This window comes from Haloarcula sp. MBLA0138 (assembly GCF_055632455.1).
Window position 1 is genome coordinate 2,258,132 of the sequence record NZ_CM145746.1, and the last position, 24,962, is coordinate 2,283,093.

Genomic DNA, 24,962 nt, shown 5'->3' on the forward strand with positions numbered 1-24,962 from the left:
CGGCGGTAACGGTTTTGCGGCGGCGGTCCGACCGCGACGCATGGAGGTCGCACTCGTCAGTGACACGCACATCCCGTCGCGGGCCGCCGAGATTCCGGCGACGTTCCGCGAGCGAATCGCGGCCGCGGACCACGTCGTCCACGCCGGGGACTTCGACTCGAAGGGGGCGCTGGCGGACCTGCGGGGGCTGGCGGCGGACCTGACCGCCGTCGCGGGCAACACCGACCCGCGGATGGGGCTACCCGAGCGGGCGTCGGTGACGCTGGGCGGAGTCACGTTCGTCGTCACTCACGGGACCGGGGCGCGTCGCGGCTACGAGGACCGCGTCGCGGCGGCGGTCCGGGCCGAGGCCGACGACGAGGCCGTCGGCGTCGCGGGCCACACTCACGAGGTGTTGGACACAGTCCACGGCGGCGTGCGGCTGTTGAACCCCGGGAGTGCGACTGGGGCGTCGCCGGCCGACGGGGCGACGATGCTGACCGCGACCGTCGACGATGGTGACCTCGACGTGACGCGCCACGAGGCCTGAGTCAGGGCGCGTCGGTCGTCGCCCCGGACCGGAGGCGGGCCAGCGCCCACAGGCAGACGGCCGCGCCGACGAGCGCGAGGACGGTCCCGGCCGGGCGCAGCAGATGGTCGGGGAGCCGGGCGACCGCCGGCGGGACGGTCGCCGTCGGGACCAACAGGTACCGCAGGCCGAGACCGACGACGACCAACAGCCCGCCGACGGCGTAGTCCCGGCGGACGGCGGCGGTCGGCGTCGCACCGGTTAGCGTGCGGGCGAGGTGGAAGACGAACAGCAGTCCGGCAGTCGACCCCATCGCGTGCAGCAGGACGAAGGCGGCTAGACGGGCGTCCACGCCGGTGTTCGGGACCAGAGGCGCAAAACGGCCGCGGTCGCGGAACCGGCGCTTGTTGCCACCGTCGGCCCGGCTTGCAACTAACGGACGCCTTTTTCCGGTGGGGTCGAAAGCGGGGGTATGGACGTCTCCGCAGTCACGGGGCTGCCCGAGGTCCGCCCGGGCGACGACGTGGCCGAACTCGTCGCCGAGCGGGCCGACCTGCGGGACGGCGACGTGTGCTGTGTCGCGAGCACCGTCGTCTCCAAGGACGAGGGGCGGCAGGCCGACCTCGACGACTTCGAGCCGGGCGAACAGGCCCGCCGGATAGCCGCCGCCGTCGGCGAGGCGACCGGCGAGGAGAAAGACCCCCGCTTCGCGCAGGCGGTCGTCGACGAGAGCGAGGAGGTACTCGTCGAGGCCCCGTTCGTGCTGGCGGTGACCCGCTTCGGCCACATCACGGTCAACGCGGGCATCGACCGGTCGAACGTCCCCGACGCGGACCTGCTGCTGTTGCCCGCAGCGCCGACGGCCAGCGCCGAGCGCATCCGGGCCGGACTGCGCGAGCGCACCGGCGCGGACGTGGCCGTCGTCGTCACGGACACCTCCGGGCGGCCGTTCCGGCTCGGCCAGCGCGGCGTCGCGCTCGGCTGGGCCGGCCTCGCCGCGGCTCGGGACTGGCGCGGCGAGCGCGACCGCGACGGGCGGGAACTGGGCGCGACGGTGCAGGCGGTGGTCGACGAACTCGCGGCGGCGGCGAACCTCGTCACCGGCGAGGGCGACGGCGGGACCCCGGCGGCCGTGGTCCGGGGGTTCGAGTTCGGCGACCACGGCACGAGCGACGACCTGTTCCGGTCGCCCGACAGCGACGTCGTCCGGCAAGCACTCCGAGAGTGGTCACATGTACGCGATTGAACTTACTCCCGAACACCCGGTCGCACAGCTCGCAGAGTTCGCGGTCACCGCCGAGGAGAGCGGCTTCGACGGCGTCTTCGCCAGCCACCACTACAACAACCGCGACCAGTTCATGGCGCTGACGCGGATGGCCGCCCGGACCGAGAGGGTGGCGCTGGGGCCGGGCATCGCCAATCCGTACGAGACACACCCGGTGACGCTGGCCTCGCGGGTGGCGACGCTGGACGAAGTCAGCGACGGCCGGGCCGTCTTCGGCGTCGGGCCGGGCGACAAGTCCACCCTCCGCAACCTCGGCTTCGACCACGACGACGCGCTCCGGCGCGTGCTGGAGACGTTCAAGGTCGCACAGCGGCTCTGGGACGGCGAGCGCGTCGACCACGACGGCACCTTCCGGGCCGACGACGCGGGCCTGAACTACGACGCGGGCGAGATTCCGGTCTACGTCGGGGCACAGGGGCCACACATGACCCGGATGGCCGCGAAACACGCCGACGGCGCGCTGTACAACGGCTCGCATCCCCGCGACCTCGCGTGGGCCCGCGAGCAGGCCGACGAGATGGCCGACGAGCGCGTCGCCGACGGCGAGTTCGACCTCTACGCGTACGCCAGCGTCTCCGTCGCCGAGGACGCCGCCGCGGCCCGCGAGGCCGCCCGGCCACCGGCGGCCTTCGTCGCCGCCGGGTCGCCGCCGCCGGTATTACAGCGCCACGACATCGACCCCGAGACCGCCGAACACGTCGGCGAGCGCATCTCGGCCGGCGAGTTCGACGCGGCCTTCGAGGCCGTCACGGAGCGGATGCTGGACGCGTTCTGTATCGCCGGAACGCCCGAGACGGTGGCCGAGCGGACCGAAGCACTGCTAGACTACGCTGACGGCGTGGCCTTCGCCTCGCCGCTCGGGCCGGACATCGAGACGGCTATTGCTCTGCTTGGGGCGGCGGTGACCGACCGCCAGAACCGATGAGTACCGAGAGCGCGGCCCCGGCCGAGAGGTAGCCGAAGACGGCGACGGCGGCGGTCGTCAGCAGCGCGCCGACGGCGAGCATCAGCGCCGCGAGCGGGTCGTTGAGCGCTACTCTGGCGAACTGCGACGGCATCTCGACCAGACTGGTGAGGAGTTCCGACAGGAGTGTCTGCATATCGTGGCGTTCGTCACCGGGTCACTTCCACCTTCCGCTCTCGGTCGAGTCACGCACCTATTTGCCGCTGCCCGCCCGAGATGTGGGTATGTCCGACGACGCCTCGCTCGACGACTTTCTCGGCGAGGATGCGGCTGACGGCGACGAGGACGCGGCAACGGCCGACGGGGACGAGAACGGGACGGTCGAGCCGGCGACGACCACCTACGCGTGGACCGGCGAGGGCGCGGCCTGTGCGGACTGCGGCGGGGCCGCGACGCGCCGGTGGACACAGGACGGCCGGCTCGTCTGTCCGGACTGCAAGGAGTGGTAGGGGCGGCGCGCGGCCGTGTACGGCGTGGACCCACCCAGCAGAGTTACGTGTGCGCGCAACCAAAATGGAACGCACGGACGGACGCGCAGCGTGGGTGAGCGACCGGCAGGCGCGAGGTGCGGCGTCGGCTCCGTCCCGGTCGCTCGGCGCGCACCTCGACAACCCATGACAGACACGGACACTTCACGCGGTCACCGCTCGGACAGCGCCCGCCACGACGCGACGCGCGTCGCCACGCGGGTCATCGAGAACGTCGAACAGGTCATCGTCGGGCACCACGACGAGATAGAGCACATCGTCGTCGGGCTGTTGGGCCGCGGGCACGTCCTGTTGGAGGACGTGCCCGGCGTCGGGAAGACGATGCTCGCGCGCTCGGTCGCCGCCTCCTTCGACGGCGAGTTCAAGCGGGTGCAGTTCACGCCGGACCTGCTGCCGACCGACGTGACCGGCGTCAACGTCTTCAACCAGAAGACACAGGAGTTCGAGTTCCAGCCCGGCCCCATCTTCGGCAACGTCGTGTTGGGCGACGAGATAAACCGCGCGCCGCCAAAGACCCAGTCGGCGCTGCTGGAGGCCATGGAAGAGGAACAGGTCTCCGTCGACGGGACGACCCACGGGGTGCCGACGCCGTTTACCGTCATCGCCACCCAGAACACCGTCGAGCGGAACAAGGCCTACGACCTGCCGATGGCCGAACTGGACCGGTTCATGATGAAGCTCCATCTGGGCTATCCCGACGCCGACGAGGAGACGGCGATGCTGGGCGAGGTGGTCGGCCACCACCCCATCGAGGAGCTATCGGCGGTGGCGACGCTGGAGGAACTGCGGGCGGCCCGGGAGACGGTGGCCGAGGTGACCGTCGAGGAGCCGATTCGGGCCTATGCGACGCGGCTGGCGGGCTACACGCGCGAACACGCCGAACTCGGGGTGAGCCCGCGCGGGAGCATCTCGCTGTTGCGGGCCGCACAGGCGCGGGCGGTGCTGGACGACCGGGCGTACGTCGTCCCCGACGACATCCAGCGGGAGGCCCCGGTCGTGCTCCCCCACCGAATCCGGACCGGCGACAGCGAGCGAACGGCGACCGCGCTCGTCGAGACGGCGCTGGAGACGGTCGACGTGGAGTGAGATGAGACCGACATCCCGCGGGCTGGTCGTCGGAGCCGTCGCCATCGTGGCCGTCGCCGTCGGCACGCGGTACGGCCAGCCCGGACTGGACGCCGTCGCCGGCCCGCTGATAGCGGTACTCGTGGGCGCGGTCGGACAGGTGCTGTGGACCGGGGAGCCACGCGTCGAGCGGTCGTCGCCCCGGCGCGGGTTCCCCGGCGAGCGCCGCACGGTCGAACTGACCGTCGCGGGCGGGGGCGTCGCCCGAGTCGCCGACCGTCTCCCCGACGGCGTCACGGGCGACGCCGCGACCGAGGTCTCGCTGCCGGCGACGGTGCGCTACGAGGTCACCTACGCCGGCCGGGGCGAGAAGCGGTTCGGGCCGGTCGACGTGACCGTCACCGACGCGCTGGGGCTGGTCAGCCGCTCGTACACCGTCGACGCGACCGACGACGTGCTGGTCTACCCGCCGGTGTATCGCGTCGGCGGCCCGGAGGCCTTCGCCCGGACGCTGGCCCCCGACGCCGAGGACCGGCAGGCCTTCGACAGCCTGCGCGAGTACGTCCCCGGTGACTCGCTGCGGGACGTCCACTGGAAGTCAAGCGCCAAGCGCGACGACCTGCTGGTCAAGGAGTTCGCCGACCGGCGCAGCGACCGCGGCCTGCTGGTGGTCGGCGACGCCGAGGAAGGCCACGCCGACGAGATGGCGGCGGCGGTGGCGACCGTCGCGGTGGCGGCGCTGGAGAGCGGGCTGGCCGTCGGCGTCGCCGTCCCCGGCGGGCGCGTCGACAGCGGCTTCGGTGACACCCATCGCACGCGCGTACTGGAGACGCTGGCCCGGACGCCCGACGGCGACACCGGCCGCGGCGACGACGCGGACGTGTACGTGCGGGCCGACGGCGACGGCGTGACGGTGCGCGTCGCCGGCCGCCGCCGGCCCTTCGACGACGTGACGGCCGGCCGCGAGAACCCGCTCGCGGGGGAGGGCGCGGCGTGAGCGTCGCCGACCGCGTCCCGGCACTCGGGGCCGTCGACCGGGGGCGGTTGCTCGCACTGCTGGCGGTGGCGCTGGCGCTTGGCGCGCCGCTGCGGACGATGTACCACCTCATCGACGTGGTCGGGTCGCCCCGGCAGTTCCTCGTCGTGACGGCGGCGGCGCTGGTCGCGGCGACGCTGCTGGCGCGGGCGGTGCGCCCGCGGGTGGCGGTCCCGCTGGGGGTGCTCCTGTTCGCCGGCGGGCTGACGTGGTACGTCCTGAACCTCTCGACGAACCCGTCGGTCGGCGCGCTCGTGGCCGACACGGCGTCGCTGCTGACCGGCCGCCGCCTGCTCCAGATAGCGAACGTCCGGCTGTGGGTGGTCTCGTTCGCGCCCGCGCCGGTGTTCCTGACGTGGTACTTCGGCCTGCGGCGGTGGTACGGGACCGCGGCCCTCGTCGCGGGGACGGCGCTTGGCTTCTTCGTGCTGACGACGGACGCGACGCTGTTGACGACGCTGCTCGGCGTCGTCGGCGCGGCGGCGACGCTGGGGCTGGGCGACGCCGAGCGCCGGGCCGAGGCGCTGACCGGGGCCGAGAGCGTCGCCGTCCTGCTCGCGGTGATGATAGTCGTCCCCTCGGTCGCCGCGGCCGCGCCGCTGGGGCTGGGGTCGGTGCTGTCGCTGTCGGGCACCGGGGAGACGCCGACCGTCGAGGGGAGTCTGGTCAGCGCCGACGAGTCGCTGACCGTGCAGGGCGACATCAGGCTCTCGCCGACGGTCCGGTACACCGTCCAGAGCGACGAGCCTCGCTACTGGCGGGCCGGTAGCTACGACCGCTACACCGGCGACGGGTGGGTCCGGACGGGCAACGCGCGGCCGTACCGTGGCAACAGGCTGCGCGGGCCGCCCGGCGACACCCGCACCGTGCGCCAGACGTTCGAGGCCGAGTCCGCCATCGGGACGGTGCCGGCGGCGTGGCGGCCGGTCCGGTACGACGGCGCGGTGAACGTCAGCGTCACCAGACAGGGCGGCCTCCAGCCAGACGAGACGGTGTCGGCCGGCGACAGCTACCGCGTCCGCAGCGAGGTGCTGGTCGCCACGCCCCGACAGCTTCGCAACGCCAGCGCGGACTACCCGCCGGACCTGCGCGAGCGGTACACGCAACTGCCCGAGAGCACGCCCGCCCGAGTCGGCGAGCGGACGGCGACGCTGACGGCCAACGCGGAGAACCCCTACGAGACGGCACTGGTCGTCGAGCAGTGGCTCCGCAACAACAAGGCGTACTCGCTGGAGGTCGACCGACCCGAGCGAAACGTCGCCGACAGCTTCCTCTTCGAGATGGAGCGGGGCTACTGCGTCTACTACGCGACGACGATGGTGACGATGCTACGGACCCAAGACGTGCCGGCCCGCCTCGTCGTCGGCTACACGTCCGGCGAGCGGGTCGACGAGGACCGCTGGGTCGTCCGGGGGCTGGACTCCCACGCGTGGGTCGAGGTGTACGTCCCCGAACAGGGATGGGTCCGGTTCGACCCGACGCCGAGCGCCCCGCGCGAGGAGGCCGAACAGCAGCGCATCGCCGAGGCCCGGGCCGCGAGCGACCCCTCGGTCGACACCGGCGAGACGGGCAACGGGAGCGGCTTCACCGAGACGCCCACCCCGACGCCGCCGCCCCTGACCGAGACGCCGGCCAACGGGACGACGGCCACCCCGACGCCGACGCCCACGGAGAACGGCACCGTCGGGACGCCGACTGTGCCGGGCGGGACGAACCCGAGCGACGGCGACTCGGCCGTGACCCTCCCCGAACCGCCGTCCCGCGAGGAGGCTGCGCTGGGCCTCGTCGCCCTGCTGGGGCTCGCGGCCGGTGCCCGCCGGACCGGCGTCCTCACTCGCCTGCGCCGGGTCGTCTGGGTGCGCTACCAGCGCCGCCGGGACCCGGCGGCCGACGTAGAGCGGGCGTTCCAGCGGGCGATGTACGCCCTCGGCCAGCGGCATCGACCGCGCCGGCCCGGCGAGACGGTCCGTGACTACCTCGACGCCGTCGACGCCGACGAGTCGGTCCGGCGGCTGGCGTCGCTGCGCGAGCGCGCCCGCTACGCGGGGACGGTCGACGAATCGGCCGCGGACGAAGCGGTCGATATCGCCGACAGCGTCGTCTTCGACCGGTAGGGGGCGTCTCGCGGGTTCGGCCTCCCGACAGTGTTTAATAGGTTGATTTCGTACGGGCCGATGTAATGTCGGAAGTCTGCTCGACGTGCGGGCTGCCTGAGGAGCTCTGCGTCTGCGAGGACGTCGCCAAGGAGTCTCAGGAGATAACTATCCGCATCGACGAGCGCCGTTACGGGAAGGAGGTAACGATTATCGAGGGATTCGACCCGAAAGACGTCGACATGGACTCGCTGTCCTCGGACCTCAAGTCCAAGTTCGCCTGCGGCGGCACGGTCGAGGACGGACAGATAGAGCTCCAAGGCAACCACACCGGTCGCGTCGAGGACTTCCTCCGCGACAAGGGCTTCAACGTCGCCTAACCTCCGCCCACACGGTTCTGCGGTGCCAGTGACCCGCTCGTGAGTGCCGACCGCGGAGTCAGTTGCTGGCCCCGCCGTCGGTCGACATCGAGGCCTGTCCGGGCGTCTCGGGGGTGGCTCCGGTCGCGCCCCCGGAGATGGTGAACCCGGAGAGCAGGTCCCTGAGTTCGTCCGCGCGGTCGGCGAGCGTCTCGGCTTGGTCGGTCACCTCCGAGAGCGACGCGGTCTGTTGCTGGGCGGCGGCCGAGAGGTTGTTGGACTCGCCGCTGACCTCGGCCGCGTCGTCGGCGACGGAGTCGACCATGCTCGCGACCTCCTCGGTCGAACTGGCTTGGTCGTCGGTCGCCTCGCTTATCTCCTGAATGCTCCGGTTGGCCTCGTCGACGTTCTCGGCGATGTCGTCGAGGGCGGCGAGGGCGTCCTCGATGGTCGCGGTGCCGGAGGCGACGCGGTCGCCCATCTCTTGGATGTCGGTGACGGCGGTCGAGGTCGAGGACTGTATCTCGCCGATGAGCGACTCGACTTCGCCGGTCGCGTCCGCGACCTCGGCCGAGAGTTGCTTTATTTCGTCGGCGACGACGGCGAACCCCTCGCCGGCTTCGCCGGCCCGGGCCGCCTCGATGGAGGCGTTCAGCGCGAGGATGTTGGTCTGGTCGGCGATGTCGTTGATGAGTTCCACTATCTCGCCGATCTCCTGAATCTCGTCCGCGAGGGACTCGATTTCGGCGATGGTCGTCTCGGACTTGTCCTCGATGGCGCTCATCTCGTCGACGGCCTCGGCAGCGGCGTCGCGCCCGTGTTCGCCCAGTTGGGCGGTCTCCTCGGACGCGGACGCTATCTCGTCGGCGGAGGCCGCGACCTCCTCGACGGTCCCCGAGAGGCTCTGCATCTCGCTGGCGACCGTCTGGAGCGTGTCGGACTGGGACTCCGCGTCGGCGGCGATGTTCTGGGCGGAGTCGCTGACCTGCTCGCTCGCGCGCTTGCTCTCGTCGGTGCTGGCCGTCACCTCGTCGCTGGAGCCGGCCACGTCGTCGGCGAACGAGCGGATGTGCGCGACCGTCTCGTCCAGTTGGTCCATCATCCCGTTGAAGCTCTCGGCGATCTCGGTCATGGCCTCGCTCTGGCTGGCGGGGGCCATCCGCTCGGTGAAGTCGCCGTCGGCGGCCCGCTGCATCGTGTCACTGAACGCCGTCGCCTTCTCTTGGAGATGGGTGTTCAGTTCCTCGGCGGCGGTGCGGGCCCGCTCGGCCTCCTGCCGGGCGCTTTCTGCCTCCTCTTCGGCCGCCTCGGCCTCGCGGCGTCGCTTCTCGGCCTCGTTGCGCTGTTGCTCGGCCTCCTGTCGGCGCGCCGCGGCCTCGCGCTGGGCGTCCTTGAGGTCCGCGACGGTGGAGATAGACCCCGTCGCGGAGATGGCGACGACGCCGACGAGGACGGCCAGCAACGACGTGCTGAGCGCGTCCATCAGCGGGCCGGCGACGCCGAGCCACTCGAGGAAGACGACGCCGGTCCAGAGGAAGCCGATGCCGCTGGCAAAGGAGAGGTTCACCCAGAGGCCGGACTCCAGCGTGGTGTCGCGGTACGTCTTGACTGCGAGCACCGTCGCGCCCGCGTAGGCGATGACTGCGAGGAAGTCGACGGCGACGATGAACGCGCTCACGGGTCGGCCCCCGCTTCGACCGGGGCGTCGGCGTCGTCGGCCTGCCCGACGCGGTCCTCGTCGAGGACCCGTTTGCGGCGGAGGTACGCCGCCGCGAAGAAGGCCACACCCGAGCCGAGCAGCCCGACGACGTGCTCGGTGTAGTTGAGCACGCCGCCGAGGAACAGGTTCTCGAGGTTGGTCGCCAGCGTGGCGACGACGAGCAACACGTAGCCGACGACGAACCACTTCGACTGGTCGCGGTACTGCAGCAGTATCGGCACCAGCCCGACGAGTGCGACGAGGGGTAACACCGCCTTGTGCGGGTCGAGCGCTGACAGTCCGGCTATCATACCTCAGAGAATCTATAACCTTTATTGATAAAGTAAACGGCCGAGTTCTCTCGTGTGATAACGAGTCGCACGAATCGGGGACGGACCACGTCCGAGAGCGCGGCCCCGTCGGGTGGCGAGCGTGATTTACCGCCCTCGACGGACGGTTTTCCCCGCTCACGCAGCCCTCGTCAGTGTCGCCGGCCACCGGGACGGGGGAGCGAAACAGTAACATGCCAAAAGACCGTTATAATACACAGCGATGGGTCAGGGTTCTCGGCGGTCCGTACTGGTAGTGACCGGGGGCGCGGCGACGGCCGAGCTCGGACCCGAGCTCGCCGAGCTACAGGCGTCGATGACGCTGCTGTCGGACCTGCCGGCGCTGTTCGACGAACTGACGACCGCGACGTACCACTGTCTCGTCCTCCCGCCGGCGGTCGACGGACACGCCGGCGTCGACATCGCGACGGGCGTGACGAAGCTGTTTCCCGACCTCCCCGTCGTCGTCGGCGTCGACGCCGACCCGGTCCCGGAGGGGGTGGACGTGCGCGCCGTCGACGCGGGCGAGGGGTACGCGAGCCGCGTCGTCGAGGCCGTCGCGGACGCGCTCGACGGCGACCCGCCGGCCGTCGCCGGCCGGCCGCCGTCGCCGATGGAGACGCTGTTGCTCTCGCTGTTCGACGGGATGAGCGACCACCTCTACGCCAAGGACGAACTGGCGAGACACGTCCTGATGGGTCGGGGGTTCAACGAGCCGACCGACCGGGTCGGGCGCACGGACCGCGAGGTCGACGAACTCGCGGACGAACACGGCGAGGCGGCCTACCGCGACGAGATGGACATCCTCGACGGCGACACGGACCACGTCGACGTCGAGGAGATCCACGACCACGAAACCCGGTACGTGCGGACGCGGAAGGTGCCGTGGTACGACGCCGACGGGGACGTGCAGGGACTGGTCGGCCTCACCGAGGACATCACCGCCCACAAGACCCACGAACACGACCTCCGCCGGCAGCACGAACGGATGGTGAAAGTCGCCCACGTCGTCGCCCACGAGTTCCGCAACGAGCTACAGATAGCCCACGGCCGACTCGAACTGCTCGACGACGACGTGGAGACGGACCCCATCGAAGCGGCGCTGGCCCGCATCGCTTCGCTCGTCGATACGGTCGTCGAACTCTCGACGCGGGAGTCCGGCCGACGGGAACGGACGCCCGTGTGGCTCTCGCGGCTCAGCCGCGAGGTCTGGGACACGCTGACCGAGACGGATGCGGCGCTCGAAATCGTGTCCGACGCCCGCGTCGTCACCGACCAAGAGTCCGCGAGCCTGCTCCTGCAGTTCCTGTTCCGGAACGCGGTCGAACACGGCGGCCCCTCGGTCACGATAACCGTCGGACGGACCGAACGGGGCTTTTTCGTCGCCAACGACGGCGCGGGCATCACGGCGGACCCGCCCGAGCGGGTCTTCGACGCCGGCTACACGACCGACGACGGCAACACCGGCTTCGGGCTCCACATCGCGCGGGTGATAGCACAGGAACAGAACTGGTCGCTCTCGCTGACGAGCACCGACGACGGCGAGGTCCGGTTCGACATCGGGAACGTCGACCTCCGGGAGTGAGCGGGCCAGCGAGACCGGACGGGGCCGGGGTCAGAAGAACTGGAACAGGTCGTCGCGGCCGGCCTCGTGGAGGTGGTGGCGCACGGCCTCGGTCATGGCGTCGACGTTCCCCCGTTTGGCGGAGATGGGAGCGACGGTCTCCTGCCACTGCTGCCACGGAGGGTGGAGACCGAGGCGCTCACAGAGGGCGTTCAGGCGCTCGTCCTCGTCGTCGACCTTGTCCATCTTGTTGACGGCGACGACCGGTTCGACGCCCACGTCCCGCAGGAAGTGGAACATCTCCACGTCGTGGGGCACCTCGTCGGGGCCGGAGTGACGGTCGATGATGTCGACGACGCTCTTGCCGTCGACGACCAGCACGCCGACCAGAATCTCGTCGGCGTTGGCCTCGACGTACCGGACCACGTCGGTCTTGATGCGCTCGCGGACCTCTTCGGGAACGCCCTTCATGAAGCCGAAGCCGGGGAGGTCGGTCAGTACGAAGTCGGGGCCGGTCCAGTCGTAGTGGTTCGGACTTCGCGTGACGCCCGGTCGCTGTCCGGTGTCGAAGGTGTGGCCGGTCAGTTCCCGCATCAGCGTCGACTTCCCGACGTTGGACCGGCCGACGAGCACGACCTCGCTGCCCCGGTCCGGGCGCGTCTCGAACATGCCGACCCGTAGGTCGCCGAGGGGCAAAAGCGCGTCAGTTCGGACCGCCGCGGCTACCACCCGGGTTTTTGCCGCCAGCCGCCACACGGGAGAGCGTGCGACTGGTACAGGTCACCATCCCGGCCGGCAAGCGCGAGGCGGTACTGGGCGTGTTGGACGAGGAGGGCATCGACTACGTCGTCACGGACGAGACCAGCGGCCGGGAGTTCACCGCCGTCGCCGAGTTCCCCTTACCGACCAACGCGGTCGAGCCGATACTGGCGGACCTCCGCTCGGTCGGCATCGACGACCAAGCCTACACCGTCGTCGTCGACGCCAGCACGGTCGTCTCCCGGCGGTTCGAGGCGTTAGAGGAGCGCTACGCCGAGGAGGAGGACGAGGACCGCATCGCCCGGGAAGAACTGACCTCCAAGGCACAGGACCTCGCGCCGACGCTGTCGACGTACTCGGTGATGACGCTCGTCAGCGCGGTCATCGCCACCGCGGGCCTGCTGTTGGACTCGCCGGCCGTCGTCGTCGGCTCGATGGTCATCGCGCCGCTCATCGGGCCGGCGATGGCCGCCAACGTCGGCACCGTCGTCGACGACCGGGAGCTGTTCGTCCGCGGCGTCAAACTGCAGGTGTTCGGCCTCCTGCTGGCGGTCGGGAGCGCGACCGCCTTCGCCCTGCTGGTGCGCTATGCCAACCTCATCCCGCCCATCGCCGACGTGACGACGGTCGGGCAGATACGCGAGCGGGTCGCCCCGGACTTCCTCTCGCTGGCCGTGGCGCTGGGTGCGGGCGCGGCCGGCGTCGTCAGCCTCACGACCGGCGTCTCGACGGCGCTGGTCGGCGTGATGATAGCCGTCGCGCTCATTCCGCCGGCCGCCACCGTCGGCATCGGCATCGCGTGGGGCCAGCCGCTCGTGAGCCTCGGCTCGGGCGTCCTCCTGCTCGTCAACGTCCTCTCCATCAACCTCGCGGCGCTGGTGGTGCTGTGGTACAAGGGGTACCGCCCGGAACACTGGTTCCGCGAGGGGGAAGCCCGCTCGGCGACCGTGACGCGAGTCGGCGTCCTCGTCGCCGCGATTCTGGTCCTGTCGGCCTTTCTGGGGGGCGTCACCTTCGACTCGCTCCAGCGGGCGACGACCGAAGAGGACGTGCGCGCCGCCGTCGGCGGGGAGGTCGACGCTCCCGCGACCGTCCTCGACGTGGAGGTGACCTACACCAACACCGCGGTCTTTCAGGACCCACAGCGGGTCGTCGTCACCGTCGGACTCCCGCCGGGGACCGACCCGCCCAGCCTCGTCGGGCGCGTCGACGCGGCGGCCGACGACGCGGCGGGGGCGGACGTCGCGACCGAGGTGCACTACGTCACCGTCGAGCGCAGCGCGTGACGCTCAAACCCCGGTTTGAGCGTCCGACGTGCTAAATACCGACGGCCGCGTCGGAGCGAGCATGGAGACGAAACCACTCCTCGTCGCCGGCGTCCTCGCCGTCGCGCTCGTCGGCGGTGCGGGCTTTGCCCTCGCCGACAACACCGCCGTACAGACCGCCGAAAACGCGACCGTGAGCGTCAGCGCCGACGCACAGGTCGACCGCGCGCCCGACCGCGCCGTCGTCACCGTCGTCGCGGTCGGCCGGGGCGACACCGCCGCCGCGGCGCGGGACAACGTCAGCGGGTCCGACGACGCCGTCGTCGACGCGCTGGAGAGCGAGGGGGCGACGGTCACCTCGTCGAGCTTCCGCGTGACCCCCGAGTACGAGTACAGCGAGTCGGGCCGCGAGCAGGTCGGCTACGTCGCCACCCACAGCGTCGAGGCCGAGACCGACGACGTGAACCGGACCGGCGCGCTCGTCGACGCCGCCGTCGACGCGGGGGCCGACCGCGTCGAGGGCATCTACTACGAACTGAGCGAGACCACCCGGCAGGACGCACGCGAGGCGGCGCTGACCACCGCGATGGAGCGCGCGCGGACCGACGCCGAGACGGTCGCGGCCGTCGAAGGACAGAGCGTCGGCGACGCCCTCGACATCCAGACCAGCGACAGCGGGCGCTACGTCGTCCGCGCGGAGGCGGCGATGCCGACGGCGGCCGACGCCGGCGGGAGCACGACCATCGAGCCGGGAACGGTGACCGTCGACGCCAGCGTGCAGGTGACCTACCGGCTGGACTGAGCGCCCGGCGGAGCCGAACCGAACCGTCCGACAGAACTGAACCGTCCGACAGAACCGAATCGCTCCCCGCGTCCGGGGTCCGCTCCGCGACGCGCCGTCACTCCTCGTCGAAGGGGAGCTCTATCTCGTAGCCGACGGCGTCGACGGCGGCGTCGAGGACCGCCTCGACGTTGTCGCCCTCGGCGACGCTCATGTAGTGGTCGGCCTCGACGTCCGTCGAGCGGTCGCTCTTGTTGGCGACGGTCAGGACCGGTACGTCGAAGCGCGCGGCGATGGCGTCGCGCAGTTCCAGTTGGCCGGCCAGCGGGTAGCCACACTCCTCGCTGGGGTCGACGACGACCAGCACGGCGTCGGCGAGGTGTTCCAGCGCGCTGACGGCCTGTGACTCGATTTCGTTGCGCTCCTCTGGGCGGCGGTCGAGCAGGCCGGGCGTGTCGACCAGTTGGTAGCGGATGCGCTCGCGCTCGACGTGGCCGACGCGTATCTGCGTCGTCGTGAACGGGTAGGCCGCTATCTCGTTGTCGGCGCGCGTGACCCGGTTGACGAACGAGGACTTCCCGACGTTGGGGGAGCCGGCGACGACGATGGCGGGCTCGTCGGGCCGGATGTCGGGCAGTCCCTTCAGCGCGTTCCGGGCCGTCGAGACGGCGTGGAGGTCGTCGGCGACCTCCTCGACCACGTCGGCGATGCGGGCGAAGGCCTGCTTGCGGAGCTTCCGTGCCGTCTCGGTGTCGCCCCGGACGACGCGGCTCTCGTACTCCTGTCGTATTTCCCCGGTCTTGCGGCCGGCCCACGTCACCTCCGAGAGGTGCTGTTTCAGCGCGTCGATGCCGCCCGTCTCGGCGGGGTAGGCGTCCGAGAGCACGGCGTCGGCCAGTTCCACGTAGAAGGGGTCGAGGTCGTCGATGGTCGGCCACGCCGTCACCACGTTCTCCAGATTGTCCGACGCGATGTTCGAGGCCGTCATCAGCATGGACTGCTGGGCCTCGGTGCCGTCTTTGGCCTTGCCGGCCCGCGACGCCCGCGAGAACGCCTTGTCCAGAAGCTCCTCGGACGTGGGCGTGGTCGGCAGGTCCTCGAAAGGATGGCTCATTACGGCCTCGTAGACGGCCACAGCGTAAAAACGCGTCCACTCGGACCCCCCGTGACAGGGCGGGCCACGGCGTGGCGCGAGCCACGCTTTTCCGGCTCGCGCCCCGACCCCCGGTATGGCACACATCGACGCCAGCGAGGTGCTGCCCAACGAACACGTCCGGGAGATGGTCGCCGAGGGGCGCGTGACCCAACTGCACCGCGGCCACAAGTACGCCGACGAGGGCGACACGTTCGCGGTCGACGGGGTGACCGTCGCGGTGACCGACGTGACCCGGCGGACGCTAGGTGACCTCACCGACGAGGACGCCCGCCGCGAGGGGTCGGAGGACTTGGCGGCCTACAAGGAGCGACTGCGGCGGGTCCACGACGAGTTCGAGTGGGACGACGATAGCGAGGTGGTTCGCCACCGGTTCGAACTCGTCGAGGAGTGACTCAGAAGCCCCCGTAGCGGAGGTAGACCATGTCGGCGATGAGCAGGAGTTGGACGACTCCCTGCAGGCCGCCGAGCATGGCGTTTTGCTTGCCGATGGCGGAGATGACGCCGGCGTCGGGCGCGGCGGAAGTCATCTCCCTGTAGATGCGAACTTCGCCGGGCATCAGGAAGCCAAAGCCCTGCACGGAGAGGATAGTGACCAGAACGAGGGCGACGACGATGGCCGGCGCGGTCATCTGGAACGCGCCGATGGTCGTCGCCACCCACGCCAGCGACCCGACGGTGCCGACGGCGAAGGCGGCCTGCCAGCGCCGGTCCGACCACGCGTTCAGCCGCCAGCCCAGCAACAGCAGGATGGGGACGACGTTGGCCGCGGTAAACAGCGGCAGCCACACCCCCGAGTGGGGGAAGACGCCGAGTCGGAGCGCGAGGGAGATGCCGCTGGCGATGGTGAGAAACGCCATCGACGGCAGGAAGAAGGACGTCTTCGGGGTCAACCGCTCGAAGACGGCGGCGCTTTGCTCCTCGTCGAGGCCGCCGATGACCGGCCCGAGGACGGCACCCATGAAGACGTCCGTGCCCGTCCAGAGCAGGCCCGCCATGACGTGGACGTAGGTGTGTTGCTGTATCGACGCGACCGTGGTCGCGTAGGCCAACGCGAGAACCGAGACCGCGACGACGCCGACGGCGAAGGCCGGGTTCGCTCGCTGCCCCAGCCCCGCAACCGTGCCGCGGACCGTGGCTGCGCTCATGGGCCGGCCCTCGCCCCACGGCGGCTTAGTTCCACCGACCGGGGCGAGATTGGGTGGCTGTGACGGTGCCGTCCGCCGCACATCACCGGCCCCGCGTATCCGTCTACCGGCGCTCGGCCAGTTCCGCCCGCAGGTCGTCGAGGTCCATCCCCTTCATCGAGAGGACGACCAGCAGGTGGTAGACGATGTCGGCGGCCTCGTGGGCGAGTTCCTCGCTGTCGTCGTCTTTCGCGGCCAGAATCAGTTCGGTCGTCTCCTCGCCGAGCTTCTCCAAGACGGCGTTCTCGCCTTTCTCGTGGGTGAACAGCGAGGCGGTGTAGGAGCCCTCGGGCAGGCGCTCCTTGCGGTCCTCGACGACCGCGAACACCTCGTCGATGACGTCGGCGGTGTCGTCCGGCGTGTCGCTCATACCACAGGGTCGCGGGCCGACCCCTTCAGGCCGTCGCTACGACTCGACGCTGTCGAAGAACGCGAGGTCGTGGATGCGGGAGTCGGGCGTCAGTTCCGGATGGAAGGAGGTGCCGACGACGGGGCCGTCCCGGACCGCGACGGGGCGGTCGTCCCACGAGGCCAGCACCGTCGCGTCGCTCCCGACGTAGTCGATGACGGGCGCGCGGATGAACACCGCGGGGAACGGCTCTTCGAGGCCGGTCACCGACAGCGGGGCCTCGAAGCTGTCCCGTTGCCGGCCGAAGGCGTTGCGCTCGACGGTCACGTCGACGAGGTTCAGCGGCTCGACGCGGTGGTCTTGGGCGTCGGTCGCGGCGACGATGAGGCCGGCGCAGGTCGCCAGCACCGGCTTCCCGGCCTCGGCGTGGGCGACGATTTCGTCCGCGATGCCCTCCCGGTGGACGAGCCGCGAGATGGTCGTCGACTCCCCGCCCGGCATGAGCAAGGCGTCGCAGTCGGGGACGATACCGCGTTCGCGTATCTCGACGACCTCGGCGGTCTCGTCGTGTGCCTCGGCCGCGCGCTCGATTGCGGCGGCGTGCTCGGAGACGTCACCCTGCACCGCGAGGACCCCGGCCCGGAGCGTCATGGCACCGAGTACGCGGCCGACGACGAAAAGCCCCCCGTCTCGACGGCGGGCCGGCTGTGGCGAGCCAAACCGTTAGGTGACGGCCGACCGAGGCCGGAGTATGGACAGCCGTCAGCGTGACCCGGTGGAGGCCAACGCCGACCGGTCACAGGACCTCTACGAGATAGCCGACTGGGAGGCGCGGTCGCGGCTCGACCGGCTCGTACACTCGCTCGACCGGCTCGTACACTGGCTCTACTACGCCGGGTTGCGGGCGGCTCGTATCCTCGTGGTGCTGGCCGCCATCGGCATCCTCGTCCTGCAGTTCGCCGTCGGGAGCCTCGGGGCCGTCGCGGACCAGCCGATCTTCGCCGGGATGGCCGCGCTGTCGGCGCTGCCGGCGCTCGTCTTGGCCGGCTACGTCTGGCGGGCCGACGTGACGACGCCGGAGCCGCTGACGCTGCTCGTCGGGACCTTCCTGCTCGGGGTGTTGTTCGCCGGCTTCGCCGGCCTGCTCAACGTCTTCCTCGGCGGGCCGGTACAGGCGCTCGGCTCCGGGTTCGGCGTGGTGCCGTTCGCCGGACAGGTGGTGTTTTTCTTCCTCGTGGTCGGCCCGGTCGAGGAGAGCGTGAAACTGCTCGCGGTCCGGCTGTACGCCTTCCGGGACGACCGGTTCGACGCGGTCATCGACGGCGCGGTGTACGGCGCGGTCGCCGGACTTGGGTTTGCGACCATCGAGAACGCCATCTACATCGCACAGAACACGGAGATGGTAACCGGGGCGTTGCAGGCCATCGACGAGGGGAGCGGTATCACGGCGGTTCGGGCGCTGGCCGGCCCGGGCCACGTCATCTACTCGGCCTTTGCCGGCTACTACCTCGGACTGGCGAAGTTCAACCCCGACGACGCCGGCCCCATCGTGCTGAAGGGCCTCATCATCGCGGCGCTCATCCACGCCGTCTACAACACGCTGTCGAGCCCGGTGACCGCGATACTGGCGGGCGTCTACGACGTGAACTTCCTCGTGGCCTTCTTCGGGTTCGTCGTGGTGTACGACAGCGTCTTCGGCCTGTTGCTGCTGCGGAAACTCTCGAAGTACCGCGCGGCCTACGACGAGGCCCACGCGGCCGGTGACGGCGCGAGCTACCGGTCCGAGCTGACCGAGTTCGACCCGTAGCCAGACGTGGAGCGGTCGCGTTCGGTGACACAGCGACCGCTCGGTGACCGTACGGCCGCCTAACAGAGCTGTTCGACGTACTTGGCGATAACGTCGACTTCGAGGTGGACCGGGTCGCCGACGGACTTCGCCGAGAGCGTCGTCTCGTCGTAGGTCGTGGGGACGATAGCCACGTCGAAGGCGTCCGCGCGGCGGTCGGCCACCGTCAGCGAGATGCCGTCGACCGTAATCGACCCCTTCTCGACGAGGTAGTCCCGCTGGGCGTCGGGCAGCGAGAAGGTGAACGTCCAGTCCTCGCCCTCGGACTCGATGCCGACCACCTCGGCGGTGGCGTCGACGTGACCCTGCACGACGTGGCCGTCGAAGCGGCCGTCGGCAGGCATCGCCCGTTCGAGGTTGACGCGGTCGCCCGCGGCCACGGCGTCGAAGTACGTCCGGTCGAGCGTCTCGCGGGCGAGGAACACCTCGAACCACTCGCCGTCGGCGAACGCCTCGACGGTGAGACAGGCCCCGGCGACGCTGACCGACTGCCCGTGGGTCAGCCCCTCGAACGGCGCGCCGACGCGGAGTCGGCGGCCGTCCGCGTCGTCGGTGACTCGCTGTATCTCGCCCGTCGCCTCGACGATGCCGGTGAACATACCCTCGCTTCGGGTCGCCCGGGCGAAAGGGCTTCGGAGACGACTTACTCGACGGCGAGTTATATTATTCCACTCTCGTTCGGAAAGAATTTATCCGGTGCGCGAGTAGCGCCGCGTATGTCCGAAACCGGCGTCACAGAGGCGGACAGCAGCGATTGGGGCGCGCGACACGCGCGGACGAAACAGCGCCGGCGTCGGCCGAGCGTCACCGTCGCGCGGCCGCCCGAGGACGACTGGCCGGCCCGCCACGCGGAGACCGACCGCTAGCGCCGGAGGACGTCGACGCCGACCAGTTCCGCGCCGGTGAGCGCGCGGATGTACGCGCCGCCGGCGATGGAGACGTGACCGAACTCGTCTTCCGCCATCCCGTACATCTCGATGGCGCGGGAAGTGTCGCCGCCGCCGACCACGGAGAAGCAGTCGGTGTCGGCGATGGCTTCGAGGACGCCCGCCGTCCCGACCGAGAACCGCTCGTCCTCGAACATCCCCAGCGCGCCCTTGACGAAGACGGCCTCGGAGTCCCGGATGACCGGGGAGTACTCCATGACCGTCTCGCTGCCCACGTCGAGATAGGAGACGGTCTTCTCGTCGATGTCGTCGACGGCCCGCTCGGCGCGGTTCCCGCCGTCGTCCTCGTAGGCGAGGTCGACGGCGAGGGTTATCTGGTCGCCGTGCTCGTCGAGCATCGCCTCGATTTTCTCGCTGTTCTGTTCCCACTGCTCGTCGTAGAGGTTCGCGTCGTCGATGTCGTAGCCGACGGGGTGCCCCGCCGCCCGCAGGAACAGTTCGCCGGCGATACCGCCCAGCAGGAAGTCGTCGACTTTCTCGTCCAAGTGTGTCATCACGTCGATGACGTCGGTGGCCTTGGTCCCGCCGACGACCATCGTCACCTGCCCGTCGAACTCCTTCTCGGCGATGGCGGTGTTGGCCTCGTACTCGGTCTCCATCACGCGGCCGGCGTAGGCGTCCATCACCAGCGGGAACCCCACGAGCGAGGCGTGCGAGCGGTGGGCCGCGGAGTAGGCGTCGTTGATGTACGCGTCGAACTCGTCTTTCAGCGTCTGGACGAACTCCGTCTGTGACTTGACTTCGGGGTCCTCCTCGGGGAGTTCGTCGTCGCACATCCGCGTGTTCTCCAAGACCAGCACGTCACCGCCGTCGAGGGCGGCGATGTCGTGGATGGCCTGCGGGCCGTAGGTCTCGTCGACGAAATTGACCGGGCTGTCGATGTGCGATTCGAGGATGTCGGCGTGCTGTTCGAGCGAGACGAAGTCGTCGCGGCCGGGGCGGCCCTGATGGGCCATGACCGCCACTTCGCAGTCGCGGTCGACCAGTTCGCGGACGGTCTCGGCGTGGCGCTCGAAGCGCCGGTTGTCCTGTACCTCGCCGTCCTCGACCGGGGAGTTGAGGTCGAGGCGGACGAGGACGCGCTGTCCGTCAGCGAGGTCGTCGAGCGTCTGGAAGGTCATCGCTAGAGGGGACAGCGGCCGCGTGTAAAGTCGTTTCCGAGTCGTCGCCTGCCGCCGGACGGGCGCACCGGGAGGAGCCGCGTCGGGACCGCGAGTTGGGAGCGGGGGGTGTCGGGCCTAGCGGTCGGCGACGTAGTCGGCCACGTCCAGCATCCGGTTCGAGAAGCCGTACTCGTTGTCGTACCACGTCAGGACCTTCGTCATCCCGTTGACGACGTTCGTCGAGGAGAGGTCGACCTGCGAGGAGTAGGGGTCGCCGAGGATGTCCGAGGAGACCACCTGCTCGTCGGTGACGCCCAGTACGCCTTCGAGTTCGCCCGCGGCGGCGTCCTCGAAGGCCCCGTTGACGTCGCTCTCGGTGACGTCGTCGTCGAGGTCGACGACGAACTCCGTGATGGAGCCGTTGGGGACCGGGACGCGGATGGCCATCCCGTCGAGTTTGCCCTCCAGTTCCGGCAGGACCTCGGTGGTCGCCTGCGCGGCACCGGTCGAGGTGGGGATGATGTTCTCGGCGGCCGCGCGGCGGCGGCGGGGCTTGCCGTTGGGGCCGTCCATCAGGTTCTGGGAGCCGGTGTAGGCGTGGACGGTCGTCAGCTGCCCCGAGACGATGCCGAACTCGTCGTTGAGCACCTTCGCGACCGGCGTGATGGAGTTCGTCGTACAGGAGGCGTTCGAGACCACGTCCTCGCCGTCGTACTCGTCCTGATTGACGCCGTAGACGATCTGTTTGACCGGCTTCTCGCCTTTCGGCGGGGCCGAGATGAGCACCTTGTCGGCCCCGGCGTCGAGGTGCTGGCTCGCGTCGTCGTAGTTGCGGAAGATGCCGGTCGCCTCGAAGGCCACGTCGACGTCGAGGTCGTCCCACGGGAGTTCGGCGGGGTCGGTCTCGTGGAAGACGCCGGCCTCGAAGTCGGTGCCGTCGACCGAGAGGACGCCGTCCTCGACGCCCGCCCCGTCGAGTTCGCCCATCACGGTGTCGTACTTGGCGAAGTAATCTATCTCGTCGTCGTCCATGACGTCGTTGACGCCGACGATCTCGACGTCGTCGTTCTCCAGCGAGGCACGGAATACGTTGCGGCCGATACGGCCGAAGCCGTTGAGACCGACGCGGACTGGGTCGCTCATACCGCCTAGAAAACTACTACTACAGAGTAAAGTATTTTCGGAATTGGCGCGCGAACGTGTTTGTTTGTGTTCGTTACCGAGTGTATCGATGGGAAACGGTCGCGTATGTACGCCGCGTCGGGCGACAGCGAGCGGGTCCGCCGGCAGCGTCTGACCCCGACAGAAGGCTTTTGAGACGGACGACCGTACCGGCGATACAGATGAGACGCGACGACGACGACCCCTTCGACGAGTTCTTCCGCGAGATAGAGCGCATGATGGACGAGATGATGGGCGCAGAAGGGGACGTCCACATCGACCGCAACAGCGAGTCCGGCGGGAGCGACATCCACGTCGACGTCCACGAGACCGAGGCGGCGGTCCGCGTCGTGGCCGACATCCCCGGGGTCGACAAGGAACACATCGACCTGAAGTGCGACGGCACGACGCTGACCATCGACGCCGGGAGCCACGACCGGGAGTACCACGAGCGACTCACGCTCCCGGCCCGCGTCAACGAACACTCCGCGTCGGCGACGTACAACAACGGCGTCCTCGAGGTCTCGTTCGACCGCGAGGCCGACTCGGCCGACATCGAACTGTAACCGACTCGTCGCTTCTCGCAGTCGTCGCCGAACGGTGCTGCCGCGTCAGCTACGCGTCGCCGTCTCCCGAACCAGTCCCGCCACGTCGTCCCAGAACCCGTCCGCGTACTTCGTCGCCGCGTCGATGGTCGGCCGGGCGTTGGTCTCGTTGACGACGGCCCGGTCGTCGGTCACGAGCAGGTCGACGCCGAGGTAGGGGATGTCGAGCACGTCGGCGGTCCGCTCGGCGAGGCGACGGCAGTCCTCGGGGAGAGTGACGCCCTCGGCGACGGCCCCGCGGTGGACGTTGTGCTTCCAGCGGCCCCGCTCGCGGGCCGCCGTCGGGAGGCGGCGCTCGACGGCCCCGACACAGTCGCCGCCGACGACCATCGCCCGGTAGTCCCGGGCGTCGGCCAGCGACTCCTGAACGAGAAAGGAGCGGTCGCCGGTGGCGCGGTAGTCGTGGACCAAGTCGAGGTAGTCGGCCACGCCGAGAAAGGAGTCGAGGTCGCCGACTCGGGTGACGCCGACGCCGCGGGTCGTCGAGTTCGGTTTGACGACGACGGGCGGGTCCAACCGCTCGAAGGCTGCCGTCAGCGCCGCCTCGTCGGCGGGGTTCGACACCATCACTGTCTCCGGGACCGGCACGTCGGCCCGACCGAGGCGGGCCAGCACGTCGGCCTTGTTGCGCGAGCGCAGGACGGCCTCGCGGTCGTTGACCCACGGCACGTCCAGCATGGCGTCGGCGACCCCGCCCTCCATCACTCTGGCGGGGTAGACGAAGCCCGCGTCGTAGGCGGCAAAGGGCGAGGCGTCCAGCGGGAGGGTCCGCTCGGTCGTCTCGACGTGGCCGACCTCGATGCCGCGCTCGGCCAGCGGGTCGGCCATCCGCTCGTATGTCTCGGCGGCCGTGGCGACGGCGAGGCGGAGCATACCCCCCGTTGGGGCGGTCGGTACATAGGTCGTGGGACCGCTCGTCACGCAAAAAGGTCGGGGATGGGTCCCAGTGGCGCGCAGGCGACCCCGGACCCCGTCGGCGTCGCGGTCGAACCGCGCCGGACAGAGCGGTCAGTCGCCGCCGCCCGGTGGTCACGCGCCACCCGTCGCGCACGTGCCGTGGCGTTCCCGGTCGTCGAGAACAGTCCAGTGGCTGAAGTGTCAGTCTGCCCAACATCCGCGTATGTACGACCGGATACTGTTCCCGACCGACCGGAGCGACGGCGCGGCGGCGGCGCTCGACCACGCGATAGAGCAGGCCGAGACGCACGACGCGACGCTGCACGTCCTCTACGTCGTCGACACGACGTATCTCGGCAGTGCAGCCGCTGAGGGGACGGTCGTCGAGGAGCTACAGGAGACCGGCGACGAAATCGTCGAGCGGACCGTCGAGACGGTGTCGGACCGCGGTGTCGACGCCGTCGGGGTGAAACGGACCGGCGAGCCGTACAGCGAGATACTCGACTACGCCGACAGCGAGGGGATGGACCTCATCGTGATGGGCACGCACGGCCGGACGGGTGTCGAGCGGTACCTGCTCGGCAGCGTCGCCGAGCGGGTCGTCAGGATGGCGTCGACCCCGGTGTTGACCGTCCGCCTCAACGAGACGTAGCCGGAGCCGAGAGGTCGGGTCGGGCCGTCAACCCACCGCGTCAGTCGCGGCGGCCGCCCAGCAGCCACAGGAGGATGACGACGCCCTCCGCGCGCGCGGCGGTGTACACCCACGGCCGGAGTTCCACGTCGTCGTCCGCGGTCGCCAACCCCATCCAGAAGTCGACGAGCCGGCGCGGGGCGAGCAGTTCGAGTACGGCGAGCGCCGCGAGGAGCAGTCTGAGGGCCATAGCCGTACCTACGCGGCGGGCGGTAATATCAGTTCTGCTGACACGAATGGGAAGCGAGAACGGACGGCCGTTACGCGATGAGCTGTTCCTCGCCGCGCTCGACTTTCACGCGGCAGGAGGGCGTAATCTTGTTGTAGGCACGCCGGAACGCCTCCTTGACGTGGGCGGCGTCCTCGACGTGGCAGTAGGCGGTGAACAGCTGCTCGCCGGCCTGCATGCGGGCGGCGGTACCGACTATCTTCCCGAAGGCGGCGCGCATCCCGTCGGAGACACGGTCGGCCCCGGCACCGGTCGCCTGCTTGTTCTCGCGCAGGACTTGGTGGGGGAACTTCCGCAGGGTCATCTTGTAGTCGCCCTCCTCGCCGAGTTCCTTGATGAGGTGGCGGTTGGCAGAGAGGCGGGCGGCTTCGAGCGAGCCGTGGCGGAGCTGGACCGACTCCTCGACGATGAGGCTTATCTGGACCGGATAGTCCTCGGTGTCTTTCTGCTTCTGGCCCATCTTGTGCTGTGCGATCTTCGAACCGGGGATGCCCGTGATGTACTCCCGTCGGGTGTACGAAGGCTTGTCGATGTCCCGGTACATCGAGGCGGGTTTGTCCGACATAGGTACTCTTGGCGGATACGTCGCCGAGCGAGGG

31 protein-coding genes are annotated in these 24,962 nt (G+C 70.0%); 16 read left to right on the forward strand and 15 right to left on the reverse strand.

The genetic code is table 11. The annotated features are described in order from the left end of the window. The first annotated feature begins 40 nt into the window (after positions 1 to 40). Positions 41 to 529, forward strand: a complete 489-nt coding sequence (locus ACV7JO_RS12005; protein WP_470353650.1) for a metallophosphoesterase family protein — start codon at positions 41 to 43, stop codon at positions 527 to 529. A 1-nt stretch (position 530) separates the two neighbouring features. Here ACV7JO_RS12005 and ACV7JO_RS12010 read toward each other — a convergent pair whose 3' ends face one another. Then, positions 531 to 860 carry a hypothetical protein gene (locus tag ACV7JO_RS12010; RefSeq protein WP_470353651.1) on the reverse strand — a complete coding sequence of 110 codons (330 nt, stop codon included), beginning with the start codon at positions 858 to 860 and terminating at the stop codon, positions 531 to 533. Positions 861 to 980: 120 nt separating this feature from the next. On the opposite strand from ACV7JO_RS12010, the gene ACV7JO_RS12015 reads away from it, so the two are divergent. Further along, complete coding sequence (locus ACV7JO_RS12015; RefSeq protein WP_470353652.1) at positions 981 to 1,754, forward strand: coenzyme F420-0:L-glutamate ligase; 774 nt, start codon at positions 981 to 983, stop codon at positions 1,752 to 1,754. Continuing rightward, entirely contained in the window at positions 1,741 to 2,718 is a 978-nt protein-coding gene (locus ACV7JO_RS12020; RefSeq protein ID WP_470353653.1) for a 5,10-methylenetetrahydromethanopterin reductase, read from the forward strand. Before ACV7JO_RS12015 ends, ACV7JO_RS12020 begins: the two co-directional genes overlap by 14 nt. Here the strand turns inward: ACV7JO_RS12020 and ACV7JO_RS12025 are convergent. Beyond that, positions 2,672 to 2,893 carry a DUF8024 family protein gene (locus ACV7JO_RS12025; RefSeq protein WP_470353654.1) on the reverse strand — a complete coding sequence of 74 codons (222 nt, stop codon included), beginning with the start codon at positions 2,891 to 2,893 and terminating at the stop codon, positions 2,672 to 2,674. The two genes, ACV7JO_RS12020 and ACV7JO_RS12025, sit on opposite strands and share 47 nt — an antisense overlap. Before the next feature lie 88 nt (positions 2,894 to 2,981). On the opposite strand from ACV7JO_RS12025, the gene ACV7JO_RS12030 reads away from it, so the two are divergent. The 5 genes from ACV7JO_RS12030 (at position 2,982) to yciH (ending at position 7,819) form a co-directional block, all read left to right on the forward strand. After that, the gene (locus ACV7JO_RS12030; protein ID WP_470353655.1) at positions 2,982 to 3,206 is read left to right on the forward strand and encodes a DUF7573 domain-containing protein; all 225 of its coding nucleotides are present in this window, start codon (positions 2,982 to 2,984) and stop codon (positions 3,204 to 3,206) included. Between the two features lie 165 nt (positions 3,207 to 3,371). Next, positions 3,372 to 4,331, forward strand: coding sequence for an AAA family ATPase (locus ACV7JO_RS12035; RefSeq protein WP_470353656.1), 960 nt, complete (start codon positions 3,372 to 3,374; stop codon positions 4,329 to 4,331). Between the two features lies 1 nt (position 4,332). After that, positions 4,333 to 5,307 (forward strand): DUF58 domain-containing protein, encoded by a 975-nt coding sequence (locus ACV7JO_RS12040; RefSeq protein WP_470353657.1) that lies wholly within the window; start codon positions 4,333 to 4,335, stop codon positions 5,305 to 5,307. Next, positions 5,304 to 7,460 (forward strand): transglutaminase TgpA family protein, encoded by a 2,157-nt coding sequence (locus tag ACV7JO_RS12045; protein WP_470353658.1) that lies wholly within the window; start codon positions 5,304 to 5,306, stop codon positions 7,458 to 7,460. Before ACV7JO_RS12040 ends, ACV7JO_RS12045 begins: the two co-directional genes overlap by 4 nt. A 65-nt stretch (positions 7,461 to 7,525) precedes the next feature. Then, on the forward strand, positions 7,526 to 7,819 hold the full coding sequence (gene yciH / locus ACV7JO_RS12050) for a stress response translation initiation inhibitor YciH (protein ID WP_470353659.1): 294 nt from the start codon (positions 7,526 to 7,528) through the stop codon (positions 7,817 to 7,819). A 58-nt stretch (positions 7,820 to 7,877) separates the two neighbouring features. On the opposite strand, the gene ACV7JO_RS12055 is transcribed toward yciH, so the two are convergent. Together ACV7JO_RS12055 and ACV7JO_RS12060 are read right to left on the reverse strand one after the other, a co-directional pair. Then, positions 7,878 to 9,476: a methyl-accepting chemotaxis protein gene (locus ACV7JO_RS12055; RefSeq protein ID WP_470353660.1), complete on the reverse strand. Its 1,599-nt coding sequence runs from the start codon at positions 9,474 to 9,476 to the stop codon at positions 7,878 to 7,880. Continuing rightward, the gene (locus ACV7JO_RS12060) at positions 9,473 to 9,808 is read right to left on the reverse strand and encodes a hypothetical protein (protein WP_470353661.1); all 336 of its coding nucleotides are present in this window, start codon (positions 9,806 to 9,808) and stop codon (positions 9,473 to 9,475) included. Before ACV7JO_RS12060 ends, ACV7JO_RS12055 begins: the two co-directional genes overlap by 4 nt. 274 nt (positions 9,809 to 10,082) lie before the next feature. Between ACV7JO_RS12060 and ACV7JO_RS12065 the strand changes: the two genes are divergently transcribed. Beyond that, complete coding sequence (locus tag ACV7JO_RS12065; protein ID WP_470353662.1) at positions 10,083 to 11,411, forward strand: sensor histidine kinase; 1,329 nt, start codon at positions 10,083 to 10,085, stop codon at positions 11,409 to 11,411. Positions 11,412 to 11,441: 30 nt separating this feature from the next. On the opposite strand, the gene engB is transcribed toward ACV7JO_RS12065, so the two are convergent. Then, entirely contained in the window at positions 11,442 to 12,059 is a 618-nt protein-coding gene (gene engB, locus ACV7JO_RS12070) for a GTP-binding protein EngB (protein WP_470353663.1), read from the reverse strand. A gap of 95 nt (positions 12,060 to 12,154) precedes the next feature. Between engB and ACV7JO_RS12075 the strand changes: the two genes are divergently transcribed. Both ACV7JO_RS12075 and ACV7JO_RS12080 read left to right on the forward strand, forming a co-directional pair. Next, on the forward strand, positions 12,155 to 13,435 hold the full coding sequence (locus ACV7JO_RS12075; RefSeq protein WP_470353664.1) for a TIGR00341 family protein: 1,281 nt from the start codon (positions 12,155 to 12,157) through the stop codon (positions 13,433 to 13,435). Positions 13,436 to 13,496: 61 nt separating this feature from the next. Next, on the forward strand, positions 13,497 to 14,216 hold the full coding sequence (locus ACV7JO_RS12080) for an SIMPL domain-containing protein (protein WP_470353665.1): 720 nt from the start codon (positions 13,497 to 13,499) through the stop codon (positions 14,214 to 14,216). A gap of 97 nt (positions 14,217 to 14,313) precedes the next feature. Here the strand turns inward: ACV7JO_RS12080 and ACV7JO_RS12085 are convergent, their stop codons facing one another. Next, entirely contained in the window at positions 14,314 to 15,309 is a 996-nt protein-coding gene (locus ACV7JO_RS12085) for an NOG1 family protein (RefSeq protein WP_470353666.1), read from the reverse strand. Positions 15,310 to 15,424: 115 nt separating this feature from the next. On the opposite strand from ACV7JO_RS12085, the gene ACV7JO_RS12090 reads away from it, so the two are divergent. Further along, entirely contained in the window at positions 15,425 to 15,742 is a 318-nt protein-coding gene (locus ACV7JO_RS12090; protein ID WP_470353667.1) for an ASCH domain-containing protein, read from the forward strand. A gap of 1 nt (position 15,743) precedes the next feature. Here the strand turns inward: ACV7JO_RS12090 and ACV7JO_RS12095 are convergent, their stop codons facing one another. The 3 genes from ACV7JO_RS12095 to pdxT all read right to left on the reverse strand — a co-directional run bounded on the left by ACV7JO_RS12095 (position 15,744) and on the right by pdxT (position 17,535). Further along, positions 15,744 to 16,460 (reverse strand): hypothetical protein, encoded by a 717-nt coding sequence (locus tag ACV7JO_RS12095; RefSeq protein WP_470355777.1) that lies wholly within the window; start codon positions 16,458 to 16,460, stop codon positions 15,744 to 15,746. Positions 16,461 to 16,599: 139 nt separating this feature from the next. After that, positions 16,600 to 16,905 carry a phosphoribosyl-ATP diphosphatase gene (gene hisE / locus ACV7JO_RS12100; protein ID WP_470353668.1) on the reverse strand — a complete coding sequence of 102 codons (306 nt, stop codon included), beginning with the start codon at positions 16,903 to 16,905 and terminating at the stop codon, positions 16,600 to 16,602. A gap of 36 nt (positions 16,906 to 16,941) precedes the next feature. Next, entirely contained in the window at positions 16,942 to 17,535 is a 594-nt protein-coding gene (gene pdxT / locus ACV7JO_RS12105) for a pyridoxal 5'-phosphate synthase glutaminase subunit PdxT (protein ID WP_470353669.1), read from the reverse strand. A 100-nt stretch (positions 17,536 to 17,635) separates the two neighbouring features. Between pdxT and ACV7JO_RS12110 the strand changes: the two genes are divergently transcribed. After that, on the forward strand, positions 17,636 to 18,691 hold the full coding sequence (locus ACV7JO_RS12110; protein ID WP_470353670.1) for a PrsW family intramembrane metalloprotease: 1,056 nt from the start codon (positions 17,636 to 17,638) through the stop codon (positions 18,689 to 18,691). A gap of 59 nt (positions 18,692 to 18,750) precedes the next feature. On the opposite strand, the gene ACV7JO_RS12115 is transcribed toward ACV7JO_RS12110, so the two are convergent. Beyond that, entirely contained in the window at positions 18,751 to 19,329 is a 579-nt protein-coding gene (locus ACV7JO_RS12115) for a riboflavin synthase (RefSeq protein WP_470353671.1), read from the reverse strand. A gap of 117 nt (positions 19,330 to 19,446) precedes the next feature. Between ACV7JO_RS12115 and ACV7JO_RS12120 the strand changes: the two genes are divergently transcribed. Continuing rightward, positions 19,447 to 19,596, forward strand: coding sequence for a hypothetical protein (locus ACV7JO_RS12120; RefSeq protein WP_470353672.1), 150 nt, complete (start codon positions 19,447 to 19,449; stop codon positions 19,594 to 19,596). Here ACV7JO_RS12120 and ACV7JO_RS12125 read toward each other — a convergent pair. Both ACV7JO_RS12125 and gap read right to left on the reverse strand, forming a co-directional pair. Further along, positions 19,593 to 20,798, reverse strand: a complete 1,206-nt coding sequence (locus tag ACV7JO_RS12125) for a phosphoglycerate kinase (protein ID WP_470353673.1) — start codon at positions 20,796 to 20,798, stop codon at positions 19,593 to 19,595. The two genes, ACV7JO_RS12120 and ACV7JO_RS12125, sit on opposite strands and share 4 nt — an antisense overlap. A 117-nt stretch (positions 20,799 to 20,915) precedes the next feature. Next, complete coding sequence (gene gap, locus ACV7JO_RS12130) at positions 20,916 to 21,923, reverse strand: type I glyceraldehyde-3-phosphate dehydrogenase (RefSeq protein ID WP_470353674.1); 1,008 nt, start codon at positions 21,921 to 21,923, stop codon at positions 20,916 to 20,918. 200 nt (positions 21,924 to 22,123) lie between these two features. Here gap and ACV7JO_RS12135 point away from each other — a divergent pair, with 200 nt between their 5' ends. After that, positions 22,124 to 22,507 (forward strand): Hsp20/alpha crystallin family protein, encoded by a 384-nt coding sequence (locus tag ACV7JO_RS12135; RefSeq protein ID WP_470353675.1) that lies wholly within the window; start codon positions 22,124 to 22,126, stop codon positions 22,505 to 22,507. Between the two features lie 45 nt (positions 22,508 to 22,552). Here the strand turns inward: ACV7JO_RS12135 and ACV7JO_RS12140 are convergent, their stop codons facing one another. After that, a complete protein-coding gene (locus tag ACV7JO_RS12140; protein ID WP_470353676.1) occupies positions 22,553 to 23,419 on the reverse strand; it encodes an ATP-grasp domain-containing protein in 867 nt (288 codons plus the stop codon). Between the two features lie 247 nt (positions 23,420 to 23,666). Here ACV7JO_RS12140 and ACV7JO_RS12145 point away from each other — a divergent pair, with 247 nt between their 5' ends. Next, entirely contained in the window at positions 23,667 to 24,095 is a 429-nt protein-coding gene (locus ACV7JO_RS12145) for a universal stress protein (protein ID WP_470353677.1), read from the forward strand. A 40-nt stretch (positions 24,096 to 24,135) separates the two neighbouring features. On the opposite strand, the gene ACV7JO_RS12150 is transcribed toward ACV7JO_RS12145, so the two are convergent. Both ACV7JO_RS12150 and ACV7JO_RS12155 read right to left on the reverse strand, forming a co-directional pair. Next, on the reverse strand, positions 24,136 to 24,324 hold the full coding sequence (locus ACV7JO_RS12150; protein WP_470353678.1) for a hypothetical protein: 189 nt from the start codon (positions 24,322 to 24,324) through the stop codon (positions 24,136 to 24,138). 70 nt (positions 24,325 to 24,394) lie between these two features. Further along, positions 24,395 to 24,928: a 50S ribosomal protein L16 gene (locus ACV7JO_RS12155; protein ID WP_470353679.1), complete on the reverse strand. Its 534-nt coding sequence runs from the start codon at positions 24,926 to 24,928 to the stop codon at positions 24,395 to 24,397. Positions 24,929 to 24,962 lie beyond the last annotated feature (34 nt).

Bases quoted from the DNA above. Each gene is read 5' to 3' on its own strand.
- ACV7JO_RS12030 (WP_470353655.1), top strand. From the start codon at position 2,982: ATGTCCGACGACGCCTCGCTCGACGACTTTCTCGGCGAGGATGCGGCT.
- ACV7JO_RS12145 (WP_470353677.1), top strand. From the start codon at position 23,667: ATGTACGACCGGATACTGTTCCCGACCGACCGGAGCGACGGCGCGGCG.
- ACV7JO_RS12115 (WP_470353671.1), bottom strand. From the start codon at position 19,329: ATGTTCACCGGCATCGTCGAGGCGACGGGCGAGATACAGCGAGTCACC.
- hisE (WP_470353668.1), bottom strand. From the start codon at position 16,905: ATGAGCGACACGCCGGACGACACCGCCGACGTCATCGACGAGGTGTTC.
- ACV7JO_RS12140 (WP_470353676.1), bottom strand. From the start codon at position 23,419: ATGCTCCGCCTCGCCGTCGCCACGGCCGCCGAGACATACGAGCGGATG.
- ACV7JO_RS12085 (WP_470353666.1), bottom strand. From the start codon at position 15,309: ATGAGCCATCCTTTCGAGGACCTGCCGACCACGCCCACGTCCGAGGAG.
- engB (WP_470353663.1), bottom strand. From the start codon at position 12,059: ATGTTCGAGACGCGCCCGGACCGGGGCAGCGAGGTCGTGCTCGTCGGC.
- gap (WP_470353674.1), bottom strand. From the start codon at position 21,923: ATGAGCGACCCAGTCCGCGTCGGTCTCAACGGCTTCGGCCGTATCGGC.
- ACV7JO_RS12005 (WP_470353650.1), top strand. From the start codon at position 41: ATGGAGGTCGCACTCGTCAGTGACACGCACATCCCGTCGCGGGCCGCC.
- ACV7JO_RS12090 (WP_470353667.1), top strand. From the start codon at position 15,425: ATGGCACACATCGACGCCAGCGAGGTGCTGCCCAACGAACACGTCCGG.
- ACV7JO_RS12110 (WP_470353670.1), top strand. From the start codon at position 17,636: ATGGACAGCCGTCAGCGTGACCCGGTGGAGGCCAACGCCGACCGGTCA.
- ACV7JO_RS12080 (WP_470353665.1), top strand. From the start codon at position 13,497: ATGGAGACGAAACCACTCCTCGTCGCCGGCGTCCTCGCCGTCGCGCTC.
- ACV7JO_RS12015 (WP_470353652.1), top strand. From the start codon at position 981: ATGGACGTCTCCGCAGTCACGGGGCTGCCCGAGGTCCGCCCGGGCGAC.
- ACV7JO_RS12025 (WP_470353654.1), bottom strand. From the start codon at position 2,893: ATGCAGACACTCCTGTCGGAACTCCTCACCAGTCTGGTCGAGATGCCG.
- ACV7JO_RS12035 (WP_470353656.1), top strand. From the start codon at position 3,372: ATGACAGACACGGACACTTCACGCGGTCACCGCTCGGACAGCGCCCGC.
- ACV7JO_RS12020 (WP_470353653.1), top strand. From the start codon at position 1,741: ATGTACGCGATTGAACTTACTCCCGAACACCCGGTCGCACAGCTCGCA.
- ACV7JO_RS12120 (WP_470353672.1), top strand. From the start codon at position 19,447: ATGTCCGAAACCGGCGTCACAGAGGCGGACAGCAGCGATTGGGGCGCG.
- ACV7JO_RS12125 (WP_470353673.1), bottom strand. From the start codon at position 20,798: ATGACCTTCCAGACGCTCGACGACCTCGCTGACGGACAGCGCGTCCTC.
- ACV7JO_RS12155 (WP_470353679.1), bottom strand. From the start codon at position 24,928: ATGTCGGACAAACCCGCCTCGATGTACCGGGACATCGACAAGCCTTCG.
- ACV7JO_RS12060 (WP_470353661.1), bottom strand. From the start codon at position 9,808: ATGATAGCCGGACTGTCAGCGCTCGACCCGCACAAGGCGGTGTTACCC.
- yciH (WP_470353659.1), top strand. From the start codon at position 7,526: ATGTCGGAAGTCTGCTCGACGTGCGGGCTGCCTGAGGAGCTCTGCGTC.
- ACV7JO_RS12040 (WP_470353657.1), top strand. From the start codon at position 4,333: ATGAGACCGACATCCCGCGGGCTGGTCGTCGGAGCCGTCGCCATCGTG.
- ACV7JO_RS12135 (WP_470353675.1), top strand. From the start codon at position 22,124: ATGAGACGCGACGACGACGACCCCTTCGACGAGTTCTTCCGCGAGATA.
- pdxT (WP_470353669.1), bottom strand. From the start codon at position 17,535: ATGACGCTCCGGGCCGGGGTCCTCGCGGTGCAGGGTGACGTCTCCGAG.
- ACV7JO_RS12150 (WP_470353678.1), bottom strand. From the start codon at position 24,324: ATGGCCCTCAGACTGCTCCTCGCGGCGCTCGCCGTACTCGAACTGCTC.